This is a genomic window from Neobacillus terrisolis (assembly GCF_051233475.1).
In the GTDB taxonomy this organism is placed as follows: domain Bacteria; phylum Bacillota; class Bacilli; order Bacillales; family Cytobacillaceae; genus Bacillus_BU.
On record NZ_JBKFGH010000004.1, the window covers coordinates 95,571 to 109,352 of the forward strand.

General features: G+C 40.5%; 11 protein-coding genes. 6 read left to right on the forward strand and 5 right to left on the reverse strand.

What is annotated here, in order from left to right; all coding sequences use genetic code 11:
- Positions 1-11: 11 nt before the first annotated feature.
- The gene (locus ACI48O_RS02585; protein ID WP_435560139.1) at positions 12-1,175 is read right to left on the reverse strand and encodes a M20 family metallopeptidase; all 1,164 of its coding nucleotides are present in this window, start codon (positions 1,173-1,175) and stop codon (positions 12-14) included.
- A 354-nt stretch (positions 1,176-1,529) separates the two neighbouring features.
- Between ACI48O_RS02585 and ACI48O_RS02590 the strand changes: the two genes are divergently transcribed.
- The 6 genes from ACI48O_RS02590 to ACI48O_RS02615 all read left to right on the forward strand — a co-directional run bounded on the left by ACI48O_RS02590 (position 1,530) and on the right by ACI48O_RS02615 (position 8,142).
- Positions 1,530-2,543 carry an ABC transporter ATP-binding protein gene (locus tag ACI48O_RS02590; protein ID WP_435560140.1) on the forward strand — a complete coding sequence of 338 codons (1,014 nt, stop codon included), beginning with the start codon at positions 1,530-1,532 and terminating at the stop codon, positions 2,541-2,543.
- On the forward strand, positions 2,524-3,492 hold the full coding sequence (locus ACI48O_RS02595) for an ABC transporter ATP-binding protein (protein WP_435560141.1): 969 nt from the start codon (positions 2,524-2,526) through the stop codon (positions 3,490-3,492). The genes ACI48O_RS02590 and ACI48O_RS02595 overlap by 20 nt, the downstream gene beginning before the upstream one ends.
- A 48-nt stretch (positions 3,493-3,540) precedes the next feature.
- Positions 3,541-5,151: an ABC transporter substrate-binding protein gene (locus ACI48O_RS02600; RefSeq protein ID WP_435560142.1), complete on the forward strand. Its 1,611-nt coding sequence runs from the start codon at positions 3,541-3,543 to the stop codon at positions 5,149-5,151.
- Between the two features lie 171 nt (positions 5,152-5,322).
- Positions 5,323-6,330 (forward strand): ABC transporter permease, encoded by a 1,008-nt coding sequence (locus tag ACI48O_RS02605; RefSeq protein ID WP_435560143.1) that lies wholly within the window; start codon positions 5,323-5,325, stop codon positions 6,328-6,330.
- A gap of 13 nt (positions 6,331-6,343) precedes the next feature.
- Positions 6,344-7,240 carry an ABC transporter permease gene (locus ACI48O_RS02610; protein ID WP_435560144.1) on the forward strand — a complete coding sequence of 299 codons (897 nt, stop codon included), beginning with the start codon at positions 6,344-6,346 and terminating at the stop codon, positions 7,238-7,240.
- 77 nt (positions 7,241-7,317) lie between these two features.
- Entirely contained in the window at positions 7,318-8,142 is an 825-nt protein-coding gene (locus ACI48O_RS02615; protein ID WP_435560145.1) for a GNAT family N-acetyltransferase, read from the forward strand.
- 116 nt (positions 8,143-8,258) lie between these two features.
- On the opposite strand, the gene ACI48O_RS02620 is transcribed toward ACI48O_RS02615, so the two are convergent.
- From ACI48O_RS02620 to ACI48O_RS02635, 4 genes are all read right to left on the reverse strand, one after another.
- Positions 8,259-9,632 carry a HAMP domain-containing sensor histidine kinase gene (locus tag ACI48O_RS02620; RefSeq protein ID WP_435560146.1) on the reverse strand — a complete coding sequence of 458 codons (1,374 nt, stop codon included), beginning with the start codon at positions 9,630-9,632 and terminating at the stop codon, positions 8,259-8,261.
- The gene (locus ACI48O_RS02625; RefSeq protein ID WP_435560147.1) at positions 9,610-10,341 is read right to left on the reverse strand and encodes a response regulator; all 732 of its coding nucleotides are present in this window, start codon (positions 10,339-10,341) and stop codon (positions 9,610-9,612) included. The genes ACI48O_RS02620 and ACI48O_RS02625 overlap by 23 nt, the downstream gene beginning before the upstream one ends.
- A gap of 742 nt (positions 10,342-11,083) precedes the next feature.
- Complete coding sequence (locus ACI48O_RS02630) at positions 11,084-12,079, reverse strand: LysM peptidoglycan-binding domain-containing protein (protein WP_435560148.1); 996 nt, start codon at positions 12,077-12,079, stop codon at positions 11,084-11,086.
- A gap of 254 nt (positions 12,080-12,333) precedes the next feature.
- On the reverse strand, positions 12,334-13,734 hold the full coding sequence (locus tag ACI48O_RS02635; RefSeq protein WP_435560149.1) for a hypothetical protein: 1,401 nt from the start codon (positions 13,732-13,734) through the stop codon (positions 12,334-12,336).
- Between the last annotated feature and the right edge of the window lie 48 nt (positions 13,735-13,782).

Consider the following 13,782-nt stretch of genomic DNA (forward strand, 5'->3'; position numbering starts at 1 on the left):
CTTTGCTTTTCTTATTTCTGGTACAAAAGTACAGCAGTTCCAAGCGTATTAGCAGCAATGAGCATCGCTTTTTCATCAATATCAAATTTCGGATGGTGATGTGGGTAGGCGTCTTTTGAGCCAGCCCCGGTAAAAAAGAAGGTGCCTTTTACATGCTGCAGGTAGTAGGCGAAGTCTTCTCCCGCCATTTGCGGAGGGGTATCCAATACTTCCTCAACTCCAGGTGCAGCAGAAGCACATGACATTAAGAATTGTGTTTCCTCTCGGTGGTTTACTACTGCAGGGTAACCTCTTGTAAATACATGCTCATAAGTGCAGTCATTGGTTAGACAAGTCCCTTTTACAATCTTTTCAATTTCTTCCTCGATAAGAGAACGAATTTCCTCATTAAAGGTACGAACGGTCCCAATTAGCTTTGCTTTATCGGCAATTACATTAAAGGCATTATCAGCTATAAAGGATCCAATTGAGACCACTGCTGACTCGAGTGGATTTACTTTACGGCTTACAATTTGCTGAAGGTTTACAACGAGTTGTGAAGCGGTGACAATCGCGTCTTTCGTTGTATGTGGATGGGCCCCATGTCCGCCCCGGCCATTAATGGTAATTTCAAATCGATCAGCAGCTGCCATAATAGGCCCGACTTTTGTATGAATGGTTCCGGTAGGCAGTGTTGCCCATAAATGAGTTCCAAAAATGGCATCAACGCCATCTAAACACCCAGCTTCAATCATCGATTTTGCCCCACCTGGAGCGTATTCTTCTGCATGCTGGTGAATAAGGACAATCGTTCCATTCAGTTCATTGCGCATTTCATTAAGAACCTTAGCCAGTATTAATAAGGTGGCCGTATGCGCATCGTGTCCACATGCATGCATCACCCCTGGAACAAGAGATTTATAAGGAACATCCTTTTCGTCCTGAATCGGCAGTGCATCAAAATCAGCGCGCAATGCCACTGTTTTACCCGGCTTTGAACCGATAATTTTTGCGACAACTCCGTTTCCGCCAACATTCCCTGTTACAGAAATCCCAAGCTTTTCATAGTAGGATTTAATATATCTTGCTGTGTTTACTTCTTGGAAAGAAAGTTCTGGATGCTGGTGAAGATAACGCCGAATCGATACCATATCTTGATAGTTCTGTTGTAATTGGGCATACAATTTTTCAAGCATTCTATTCTCCCCTTTATGTAAAGAGCTGTTTAAGTTTGAATCAGATTTTTTGATAATTATAACATTATTTACTAAGATAACATGGTGGAATAAGAGATATGTGGTGAATTGATCCGGTAAAATTATACAAATAAAACAAAAGCTGACCTGAATTGATTAGGTCAGTTTTTGTTTTGAATAAAGGGAAGCTTTCTTTGTTGCTTTAAAGTGTTGCAAAAATTGGTGATATTGTCATAAAATGTTTGGAATTTTCGACATTAATAGATGAAATAAATCCCAAAAATATGTCATAATCATTTGTAATTTCATTATATTTTAATAATTATAAAATCAGTTTAAATGGCAGGTGATAGAATGACCGCTAAGACGATTTTGAAAATACAAGATTTAACAGTCTCATTTTTTGCAAATAAAAAGCTTCTTCCAGCCGTTGATGGTATAAGTTTTGAGTTAAAGGAAGGGGAAATCCTTGGAATCGTTGGGGAGTCAGGTAGCGGTAAAAGTGTTACATCTCTTGCCGTAATGGGGTTAATCCCGATGCCACCTGGAAAAATAGAAAAAGGTGAGATCCTTTTCGAAGGAAAGGATTTATTAACTTATTCTGAAAAAGAAATGAGAAAGATCCGCGGGAATCAGATTTCAATGATTTTCCAAGAACCCATGACGTCTTTAAATCCTCTCTTTACAATTGGTGATCAAATTGTTGAAGCACTGCGCCTACATACAAAAATGCCCAAAGCAGAAGCAAAGCTTAAAGCAATTGAGCTTCTAAAATTAGTTGGGATCCCTAGGTCGGAAGCGATTGTAAATGAATATCCACATCAACTTTCAGGCGGAATGCGTCAACGTGTCATGATTGCTATGGCAATGGCTTGTAATCCTAGGATCCTAATTGCAGACGAGCCTACTACTGCCCTGGATGTAACGATTCAAGCTCAAATTCTTGACTTAATGAAAAATTTGAATGAGCAAACGAATACATCAATTATCTTAATCACCCATGATTTAGGAGTAGTGGCGGAAATTTGTGACAGGGTTCTTGTGATGTATTGTGGACAAATTGTTGAGCACGGTGATGTTCATACGATTTTAAAAGAACCAAAGCATCCTTATACAAAGGGTCTGCTTAAATCAGTGCCGGATTTATTAGGGAAGAAGGACCGCCTTTATAGCATTCCCGGTAATGTACCAAGACCGGGAAGTATTAAACAAGGTTGTCCGTTTGCACCTAGATGTGATGAAAGGATAGCACACTGTCTTGACGTTTTACCAAGTTTATATGCGATGGAATCGGCTGGCCATGAGGTTCGCTGCTTTTTGCATGAGCAGGAAGGAGGGGTCCGTTCAAATGTCGGAATGGCTCCTTGAAGTACAAGGGTTAAAGAAATATTTTCCGATTGCGGGAGGGATATTTGGCCGGAAAATCGGTGAAGTAAAAGCGGTAGACGATGTTTCTTTTTATGTAAAAAAAGGGGAGACTCTAGGAATTGTTGGGGAAAGTGGCTGTGGGAAATCCACAACAGGAAGATTATTAATGCGGTTGATAGAGGCAAGTGAAGGGAAGGTAGTTTTTGAAGATCAAGAGATTACCAGAATGTCAAAAAGCGAATTACGAAAAGTTCGTCGTGATATTCAAATGGTTTTCCAAGACCCCTACGCCTCATTAAATCCACGGCATACGGTTGAAACGATACTAGAGGAACCGTTAATTGTACATGGAATAGGTACGAAAGAGGAAAGAAGGAAGCGAGTTCGAGAGATGTTAGAGGTTGTTGGTTTGAGCAGTTACCATGCCAGACGGTATCCCCATCAGTTTAGCGGTGGTCAGCGTCAGCGTATCGGAATTGCAAAAGCGTTGATGACAAAGCCGAAGCTGATTATTGCGGATGAGCCTGTATCGGCTTTAGATGTATCGATTCAAGCTCAGGTCCTCAATCTAATGAGAGATATTCAACATGAGTTTCAGCTAACCTACATATTCATCGCGCATGATTTAGGGGTTGTTCGCCATATAAGTGATCGGGTTGGGGTCATGTATTTAGGCAGGTTAATAGAATTGTCAGACGCTGAACTACTTTATGATCAACCTAAGCACCCATATACGAAAGCACTTCTCTCCGCCGTTCCTGTGCCGGACCCTGCCATGAAAAGGGACAGGATTACACTGACTGGAGAGTTACCAAGTCCCGCTAACCCGCCTAGCGGGTGTGCTTTTCATACTAGATGCTCTTTATGCATCGATATTTGCAAGATTGCAAGACCTGAAAGCGTTAATCTCAATGGTCATTCTGTTGCATGTCACTTATACAATGAGTAGCATGACGCATTTATGATAGAAAAATAGAAAACGGGGGTTTAAATGCAAATGAAAAAGAAAACATTTAAGCTAATGCTAGTAGCAATGCTCGCAATAAGTATGCTTCTCGTAGGCTGCAGTAAGTCTAAAGAGACAAGCAGCGATGATTCAAAATCCTCGGATAGCGGCAGTAACAAAACCGAACTTGTATATGGCCGCGGTGGAGATTCAACATCGTTAGACCCGATTACCTCAACAGAAGGTGAAACCTTCAAAATTACCATTAATATTTTTGAAAACCTTGTCCAGTACGGAGACCAGGATACAACGCTTCACCCGGCACTTGCTGAAAAGTGGGTTGTGTCTGAAGATGGGCTTACCTATACTTTCAATCTGCGGAAGGGCGTTAAATTCCATGATGGAACCGACTTTAATGCAGAGGCGGTTGTTTTCAACTTTGAGCGTTGGATGAGTGGGAATGCTGACGATTTCCCTTACTACACAATGTTTGGCGGCTATAAAGGGGAGGAAGGTCATGTTATTAAGGAGGTAAAGGCAGTCGATGAACACACTGTGCAATTCGTACTAACCAGACCTCAAGCTCCATTCTTAAAGAACTTGGCCATGTCTTGTTTCGGTATCGCCAGTCCAGCGGCGATTGAAAAATACGGAGATAAATTTAGAGAAAATCCAGTTGGTACTGGTCCGTTTAAATTTGTTGAATGGAAACAAAACGACCGTATCGTTCTTGAGAAAAATAACGATTACTGGCTGGACGGATATCCTAAGCTAAATAAATTGATCTTCCGCGTTATTCCAGAAAACTCAGCTCGTTTGAACGCGTTAAAAAATGGCGAGATTGACGTGATGGATGGTTTAAATAATTCGGATGAAGAGTCTGTTAAGAGTGATGCCAATTTACAAGTTATCAAGCGTCCTTCAATGAATGTTGGCTACTTAGGTTTCCAAACAACTGTAAAACCTTTTGATAATAAGCTTGTTCGCCAAGCGTTGAATTATGCTGTTGATAAAAAAGCGATTATTGATGCGTTTTATGGCGGTCAAGCTGTTGCCGCTATTAATCCAATGCCATCATCGATTGAGGGCTACAATGATGCAGTTAAGGATTATCCATATGATTTAGAAAAAGCGAAAGAATTATTAAAAGAAGCGGGCTATCCAAATGGTTTTGAAATGGATTTATGGGCTATGCCAGTTGCGCGTCCATATATGCCTGAAGGTATGAAAATTGCTGAGGTCATTCAGGAAAGCTTTAGCAAAATTGGTGTTAAAGCGAAAATCCAATCGGTAGACTGGGCTACCTATTTAGATAAAGCAGCCAAAGGAGAATTCCCTGCCTATATGTTAGGTTGGACTGGTGACAATGGTGATGCAGATAACTTCTTATACACTTTACTTGATAAGGACAGCATCGGCAGCAACAACTACTCCTACTACAGCAATGACGAATTACATGATGTATTAATAAAAGCACAAACCGAAGCAGATCAAGCAAAACGGAATGAGCTTTACAAACAAGCTCAAGTTATCATTAAAGAGGATGCTCCTTGGGTACCGCTTGTTCATTCCACACCACTTTTAGCAGCTGGAAAAGATGTTGTAAATTACTTACCTCATCCAACCGGGTCTGAAGCGTTAACAAAGGTTGAATTTAAATAAGCTTTGAAGGACCGAACATAGCTTCACAGACAACCAAATTTAATAGTTTCTAAACTTGATTGAAAGGGGAGCTTGGACTCCCCTTTTGTTAGCTGAATAATGGATAGGTACTTTCAAATGTCTCGTTAAAGGTGTGGGGCATATAGTTTTAACAAAAACGAGGTGAACAACATGTTTGCATATACAGTTCGTCGCGTCTTTTCGCTTATACCAGTTTTATTTGGAATGACGTTAGTGGTTTTTGCGATCATTCATGCGATTCCAGGGGATCCAGCTCAGGTTATTCTTGGCCAAAAGGCAACAAAAGAAGCGATTGAAACACTAACGAGAGAATTAGGGTTGGATCGTCCTTGGTATATACAATATGTAGACTACATAAAGGCTCTGCTTTCGGGGGACCTGGGGACATCCTTAAGAACAAGAGGGCCGATCAATGATGAAATTTGGCCGTATTTAGCTGCCACCATTGAGTTGACTGTAGTAGCAATGTTTATTGCTACTTTTATTGGGGTAAATGCCGGAATTATTAGTGCTTGGTTTTCAAAATCTTGGTTTGACTATGTGGCGATGATCCTTGCATTAATTGGCGTTTCCATGCCGATTTTTTGGCTTGGCTTAATGGAGCAATGGGCCTTTTCGATTGAATTGGGCTGGCTGCCGACAACAGGGCGTGAAGAAGTAAGGGATCCGATTACAGCCATTACGAATCTCTATTTAATTGATACATTGCTTCAAGGTCGGACCGATCAATTTATTCAAGTTATTAAACATCTTATTTTACCTAGTATGGCTCTTGCAACGATTCCGATGGCCATTATTGCCCGGATGACCCGCTCAACCATGCTGGAGGTTTTGCAATCAGATTATATTCGAACAGCAAGGGCAAAAGGGATGAAGATGTTCTGGGTTGTCTATAAGCATTCCTTGAAAAATGCAATTATTCCAGTTATTACGGTTATTGGGTTGCAAACCGGGTTATTACTGGGCGGAGCCATTTTGACAGAAACCATTTTTGGCTGGCCAGGAATCGGCAGGTACTTATATGAAGCAATCGGTTATCGTGATTATCCGGTTATTCAGTCAGGAATCCTGATTATTGCAGCAATGTTTGTGTTAATCAATTTATTTGTTGATCTTATGTATGCTTTTGTTGACCCACGAATTAAATACAATCAATAGGGGAGGGAGAGAATTGGCAGAACTAGCTAACAAACATATGATGGACCTAGAGAGTCAAGAAGAGGTTGTTATATCACCTTGGAAAGAAGCATGGCAATCTTTTTGTAGAAATCGACTTGCCTTAGCTGGCTTGGTAATCGTTATTTTCTTCATTATTCTGGCCATCATCGCTCCGCTCATTGCACCATATAGTTTTAAGGAACAGGAGTTAACGAACAGATTATTAGCACCTTCGAGTGAACATTTATTTGGGACAGACGATTTTGGACGTGATATTTTTTCAAGAATATTATATGGGGCTAGAATCTCATTATGGGTCGGCTTTTTCTCTGTTTTAGGTTCGGCCGTGATTGGTTCACTGCTGGGAATTCTCGCTGGCTACTATGGGAAATGGGTGGATACGATTATTTCCAGAACGTTTGATATTATGTTAGCCTTTCCTAGCATATTATTAGCGATTGCGGTTGTGGCGATTTTAGGGCCGTCCCTGCAAAATGCGCTTATTGCCATTGCAGTAATCAATATTCCGAACTTTGGTCGGCTCGTTCGTTCAAAGGTTCTAAGTGTGAAGCAAGAGGAATATATTATGGCAGCAAGAGCAGTTGGAATGAAAGATTCACGAATTTTACTTCACCATATTTTGCCAAATAGTATTACGCCTATTATTGTTCAAGGGACTTTGGCCATTGCCACGGCAATAATCGAGGCTGCTGCTTTAGGATTTCTTGGATTAGGTGCCCAAGCACCAACGCCAGAATGGGGAAAGATGTTGGCTGATTCTAAGCAATATCTTGTTCAAGCGCCATGGACATTATTTTTCCCGGGGCTCGCTATAATGTTAACAGTCCTCGGCTTCAATCTAATGGGTGATGGACTTCGAGACGTCCTCGATCCAAAAATGAAACAATAGACATTGCCTGGTGCCTGACCCCCGGTGCGTTAATGCGTTAACGTGCTGGGGGTCAATTATCTTGAGGAGGGATATGGGTGTTGACTGAAAAACAGCTTCAAGATATTAAAGAGCTTCAGTTAGTGTGTGAAGCGGAGGAATCGATTGAATTAAAATTGAATTGGGATATGCTTGAAACCAGAAATAGCAAGGAAGAAAATGATTTCTTTTTTTATGAAAATGGCAAGCTGGTTGGATTTTTAGGACTTTACGGGTTTGGCCATAAAATAGAAGCTTGCGGAATGGTTGCACCTGAATTTCGCAGAAGAGGTATTTTCTCATCCCTCGTCACGAAGGCACTAATGGTAATAAAGTCTCGGGATATCACTGAGATCCTCCTTAACGCACCTGGAAACTCAGCTTCTGGAAAAGGATTTCTTCAAAGTATTCCTTGTAAATATGCTTTTACCGAATACCAAATGAAATGGCATGAAACGAAGCTTAGTGACACAGACGATGTTTTGGTGAGAGTAGCAACGCCTAATGATTTTGAAACGGAGATTATACTGGATGTTGAATGCTTTGGATTTGAAATGGACGAAGCAAGCAATTTTAACCGTCAAATTAAACAGGAAGCAAATCAGCAGTTTTATATGATTGAGGTTGGTGGGGAAGCGGTGGGGAAAATTCGCGTGTCCCATACTGATGGCGAGGCATGGATATATGGATTTTGTGTTTTTCCTGACTCTCAAGGAATCGGAATTGGCAGAAAGGCTTTATCAAAAGTTATTTTAAAGGAACAACAGCAAGGCTATCCGATTTTTCTTGAAGTGGAAGCGAAAAATAACCAAGCACTGAGGCTTTATGAAACTTGCGGTTTTAAAGCCTATCACTCTCAAGATTATTATCATTTGGAGCTATAGCACATCGTAAAGGAAAACGTAGAAAAAAGCTGACCAAGCTTGTGGGTTATTAAAAACCCAGCTAGTCAGCTTTTCTTATATGAACTAAGAGAACTTGTGTTAATGGGGGGCAAAAATTAATCAAATGGGAATAGAATAGTAAATGTTGTTCCCTTATCTAGTTGACTTTCAACTTTAATTATTCCCTTATGGGCATCAACTAAGGCCTTTACAATGGAAAGACCAACGCCGACACCACCTGTTTTTCTTGCCCGTGATTTATCCCCTCGATAAAATCGCTCAAAGATATGAGGAAGATCTTGACTGGCAATTCCGATACCCTCATCTTTAATTTGAAAACCACCCATTTCGTCTTCAATTACTGAAGAAATCTTAACGGTGCCGCCTTCAGGTGTGTATTTTAATGCGTTGTTCACCACATTGGTGAGGATTTGCGTAACTTTATCGAGGTCACCTTTAAAGAATATATCTTGTTCAGTAGATTTGACGACAAGATTAACTCCTTTTTGTTTAAAAATAGGCGTTTGTAAGTTTTGAATAGAAGCTAGCAGCTTTCCTGCTTCCAGTTCTGTTTTATTAAGTCGGATTTGCGGATTTTCAGCTGCCAATAATTTTTCAAGCTCATTAACCAATCTAACCAATCTCATTAATTCGCTGTGACTTTGTCCAAGACGAGCAGGTGTCGGCTCCCAAATTCCATCTTGAAAAGCTTCGATTTGACTGCGTAAAGTGGCGAGCGGAGTTCTAAGTTCATGAGCGAGGTCTCCGGTAAATTCTTTTCTCAGTCTTTCTTCTTTTTCTAGAGAAATAGCCAGTTCATTAAAGGCGATTCCTAATTGTTTCATTTCTTCCGATAGATTATCGAGTGGAACGCGAACATTTTGTTTATGCTTTGTCAATTCTACCACTGCTGCAGATAAACTTTTTAGCCCGGCCGTTAGTCTGCTGGAAAACAACATACTAAATGCTAGTGCAAGGATAACCGTAATGACAACGGCAATGACAATGTATTTTTGAATCGTTTGCAGAAACACGGATTCGCTATCGACAAACCCTTTTGGATAATAAACTTTAAGAATTCCAATGGTATTTCCATCTACTTTGATTAATTCCATTGATGTTTGCCAGTTATCATCTTGATACGGATTGGTTCGTAAATCATCTGCTGTTGGAATGATATCGGAACTAATCGAAGTGGAGTCTATGAGCAGAATTTGATCAGGTGTATATATTTTATAATACAGACTATCGGTTGCTGCTTGTTGGTAGAGGAGTTGAGTAACTCGTTCACCGGTAAATGTTTTATTTTCTTTGTATTCTAGCTTTAATGCCTTTACAAGCTGGTTAATTCTTTCTGTGCGATCTTCATTTATATAATGATTAAAACTTGCTTCAAATCCCCATTGAATACTGAAGCTAACGATTAAGATTCCGGATAATGAAACTAAGAGAAAGTAAAAGAGAATTTTAGCGCGAAGCGTTTTTAGCATCCGGTACTCCTCCAAATTTATAACCCATGCCGAATACGGTCAGGATATACTTCGGTTCGCGTGGGTCCGATTCAATCTTTTTTCGAAGGTTTTTGATATGTGTATCAATACTTCTTTCATAACCTTCATACGAAATACCGTCTTCTTGTATTTTTTCCAATAAATCCATTCTGCTATAAACCCGTCCAGGATATTTAGCCATATTGGATAGGAGCTTATACTCAATCGGTGTTACACTGACAATTTCATCGCGATAAACAATTTCCTTTTTTGTCAGATCGAGGATAAGTTCATTATCATTATAGGTGAGTATTTCACCTTGATCATCGGTTTGCGGGGCCTGTTTACCCGTTCTTCTTAAAATAGCTTGAATCCTTACGACTACTTCTTTAGGGCTAAATGGCTTGGTAACATAATCGTCGGCTCCAATAACGATGCCATTGATTCTTTCCTCTTCGCCTGATTTTGCAGTCAGCATAAGAATTGGAACATCGGATTCTTTTCTAAGCAGGCGGCAAATTTCTTCACCCGATATATCTGGCAGCATTAAATCTAAAACAATGAGGTCTGGTTTAACCGAATCTGCTTTTCTTAAAGCGTCAAGGCCATTATCGGAGGTTACAACATTGTATCCTTCTTTAATTAAATAGGCTTCAAGAACCTCGGTGATCATTCTCTCGTCATCGACTAGTAAGATGGTCTTTTCCATGATGATCTCTCCTTGTGTAACTTATCTTATCATTATATAGTAATTATTTAATAATCTTCATAACTTCCACATAACTTCCCCATAAGATCTACATACTCAACTTTTATTATAAAGTCAAGAGGAAGACAAGGGGTTGCTAAAAAAGCAAAAATTAGCGAACAACGAAGTCGACCGATTATAATCCGTTAACAATTATTTTGATATAACAGGGTTCGGAAAAACCCAAACTCGAAAATCGATAAATTTTAGGAACCTCGATTTTCTAAGCGTGCTTAGGGGCGTGGAAATGCACTAAGCAAAAAGATTTTAAAGTTTTAAAAACCTCCCTTTTATTTTATAAATTGCGTTAAAATTTTAAACTCCCTTAAAAAATCAAAAAGCTAGCCATTTGGCTAGCTTCCTTTTTTTATTGGCTTTGTTAAACTTGACTGTTGATTTCCGCTCCAGGCGCTTGCTTTCCGCGGGGCGGGCGGTGAGCCTGTCTAGCTGCAGCGGCTAGGGGCTCGCAGGTCTACAGCCAATCCGTCAAGAAGGTCAAAGAACGACCTTCTTGACGGATTGGCTTATGCCTGTCGCCCCTGGGCAAGCCGCTTCCTCTTTTCCTTCTCCTCGGAGCTAAAGCTCCTGTGGGGTCTCGCCTGTCCCGCTGCTCCCGCAGGAGTCAAGCGCCTTCCGCTCTAATCAACATTGTGTAAAAAATCAAAACTGAGCTTTAACACAGTCTTTTTATTAAGTAGTGTTATTAGAAAAAAGAGATAACGGCTCCGTTTTTATGAATTAATGTGCCAGTTTTTCCGGACATTTTTTGGTATTTTGAGGCAGTGCCATATGGTACTTTTAACATGAGTTGTTCTCCGTTTTTATCAAACTCTACACTATAAGAGTCTGACGCCCCGATAACGGTTGCATCTGTATATAATGCTACTCCTGGAATATGTAAATTTTGGCCAATAATAACCATATCTCGATTTAGGCCATTTGCTTCTTTTAGATTTTCAACTGTAACTCCAAATCGATTGGCAATTCCCCATAAAGTATCACCAGCGGCAACGGTATATACTTCTTCTTTTTCTTTGCTATGGTATTCAGTGGGAACGGATAGCTTTTGCCCAATCAGGATTTTTTCATTTCGAAGGTTATTTTCCTTTACTAATTCATTAACACTAATATGATATTTTTTAGCTATGGAGTAAAGAGTGTCCCCTTTTTTAACCGTATAAGTTCCTGAGATATCGTCTAATGCTACTGTAGGTTTTGGATGGATTTCTGGTGTTTCATATGGCACTAGTAGTTGCTGTCCGACCTTAATTTTATCTGATGTTAAACCGTTCCCAACCATAAGAAGGTTTACGCTGATTTGATATTTTTTGGAAAGGCTGTAAAGAGTATCTCCTTTTTTTACTGCATAACGACCTAAGGACTCTTCTGCTTCTGAATGTTCTATATGCTGATCCGGGACTAAAAGCTGCTGATTTACATAGATTTTTTCCGATGTTAGACCGTTTACCTCCATTAACTGGTTGATACTAACCTGATATTTTTTGGAAAGGCTGTAAAGAGTATCTCCTTTTTTTACAGTGTAATCCGTACTACACGCGCTCACTTTTGTACCCATAAGTGTAAGAACGGTAATGGCTCCCGCCAATGAGGTGGCTGTTACTTTTTGATTACGCACTCGAATTTTGTCTTTGCGTAAATCGGCTAGTCTTTGTTTTCTAGTTTTTAAAATAGTACCCAACTCCTAATCCCCCAGTCTAAAAAAATAAATAAAAATACCTATAAAAATTCCTTTATAGGTATTCGACGGAGTTCTACATTTTTTGACCGTAATTATATAAATTTTTCCTCATAAACCTTAATTATTATTTATTGGGAATATATACCACAAAATTAATGAGCAGCGTTGATACTTCAACGCAGTAAACGAGCGGGGGACAGTCCCTCATTGCTTTAAAGCAATGAGGGACAGTCCCCCGTTGAGGTGATGCGGTGCTAGATTAAAAACATGGCGACGATGGTGGTGACGACGAGGCCGATTGTGACGGGTTTCAAGTTTCGACGTGCTAGTTCAAAGGCATCGACATTACAAATGGCTGCAGCAGGAATAAGTGCCCATGGGACCAGAGTCCCGCCTCCAACCCAAATGGCGGCAATTTGCCCTAATGCAGTAAGGGTTGCTGCGCCTGCTCCAATCGCGGTTGCAAATAAGTTTGCAATTGAGCCGGCCAACGAAATACCGGAAAAACCCGAACCATCCAAGCCGGTTATCGCACCAACAACCGTAAGTGTGACAGCGCCGACCTCCTTGCTTAATGGAACGACACTTGCTAGTGCCACACCAAGGTCATTGACGATACCGTGTGATTCCTTAGGAAGAAAGTCTCCAATAATTGTTGCAAACCCAGAATCCCCTAAGTAAAAAAATGCTGCGATCGGGATGACTGGACCAAACACTTTAAAGCCAAATTGAAATCCATCGATCAAATATTCCGTTGTTTTCTCAAGCCCGCTATTGCGGTGACTTACTAAGGTAATTATGAGCAAAATAAAGATGGAAGTACCGCCAACTAGTGCCGTCGCATCGCCGCCCTGTAAGTCAAGCATGAACATAGCGGCGACATCTAAAGCAAATAATAAAGGAATCATTAATGCGAACAACCGTTTTTGTTTTAAAGATAATAAACTTTGTTCTCCGTCTTGTGATGTAAGGGGTGAGGAGATTGCTTCTTGAGGAGTGGCAGTTAACCTTCCTAATTTCATATCCCTTTTCAAAAAATAAAAAGCAGCAATCGTTGTCACGAGTCCCATCACAAATACTAGCGGGATACTTGCATCGATTACTTCGCCAACGGGGAGCCCAGCTGCATCTGCTGTAAGCTTTGGGGCGGCCTGTATAATAAAATCACCGGACAAGGCAATACCATGGCCAAATAAATTCATTGCCATTGCTACCCCCAATGCCGGGAGTCCAACCCTTACGGCAACCGGCAGTAAGACAGCTCCTAATAGCGCAACTGCTGGTGATGGCCAAAAAAACCAAGAAATAACCATCATTAAAATTCCAATCGTCCAAAAGGCTAGGGCCGGGGTTCGAATTAATTTAGTAAAAGGTGAGATCATCACATCATTAATCCCTGTTGTCGTCAATGTTTTACTCATCGCGACAATAATGGAAATGACTAGAATCGTTGACAGAAGCTCTGTGATGGCAAATATAAAACTACTGAAAATACTGCTGACAGAAGCACTCAGTGAGCCAGTTGCGGTGATTGCAATTAAAAAGATCCCGATAATACAAACAAGGGTTGTGTCCCGCCTCATGACCATAAACCCAATGATTAGGAAAATAAACGCAACATATATCCAATGAAGGGCTGTTAATTCAACGCCCATATATTACTCTCCTCTCTTCATCCGCGGTGTTAGTTTGTCGGTCCCGGA

Coding starts and splice junctions, on each gene's coding strand:
- ACI48O_RS02590 (WP_435560140.1), top strand. CDS start 1,530: ATGACCGCTAAGACGATTTTGAAAATACAAGATTTAACAGTCTCATTT.
- ACI48O_RS02635 (WP_435560149.1), bottom strand. CDS start 13,734: ATGGGCGTTGAATTAACAGCCCTTCATTGGATATATGTTGCGTTTATT.
- ACI48O_RS02625 (WP_435560147.1), bottom strand. CDS start 10,341: ATGGAAAAGACCATCTTACTAGTCGATGACGAGAGAATGATCACCGAG.
- ACI48O_RS02605 (WP_435560143.1), top strand. CDS start 5,323: ATGTTTGCATATACAGTTCGTCGCGTCTTTTCGCTTATACCAGTTTTA.
- ACI48O_RS02595 (WP_435560141.1), top strand. CDS start 2,524: ATGTCGGAATGGCTCCTTGAAGTACAAGGGTTAAAGAAATATTTTCCG.
- ACI48O_RS02620 (WP_435560146.1), bottom strand. CDS start 9,632: ATGCTAAAAACGCTTCGCGCTAAAATTCTCTTTTACTTTCTCTTAGTT.
- ACI48O_RS02600 (WP_435560142.1), top strand. CDS start 3,541: ATGAAAAAGAAAACATTTAAGCTAATGCTAGTAGCAATGCTCGCAATA.
- ACI48O_RS02585 (WP_435560139.1), bottom strand. CDS start 1,175: ATGCTTGAAAAATTGTATGCCCAATTACAACAGAACTATCAAGATATG.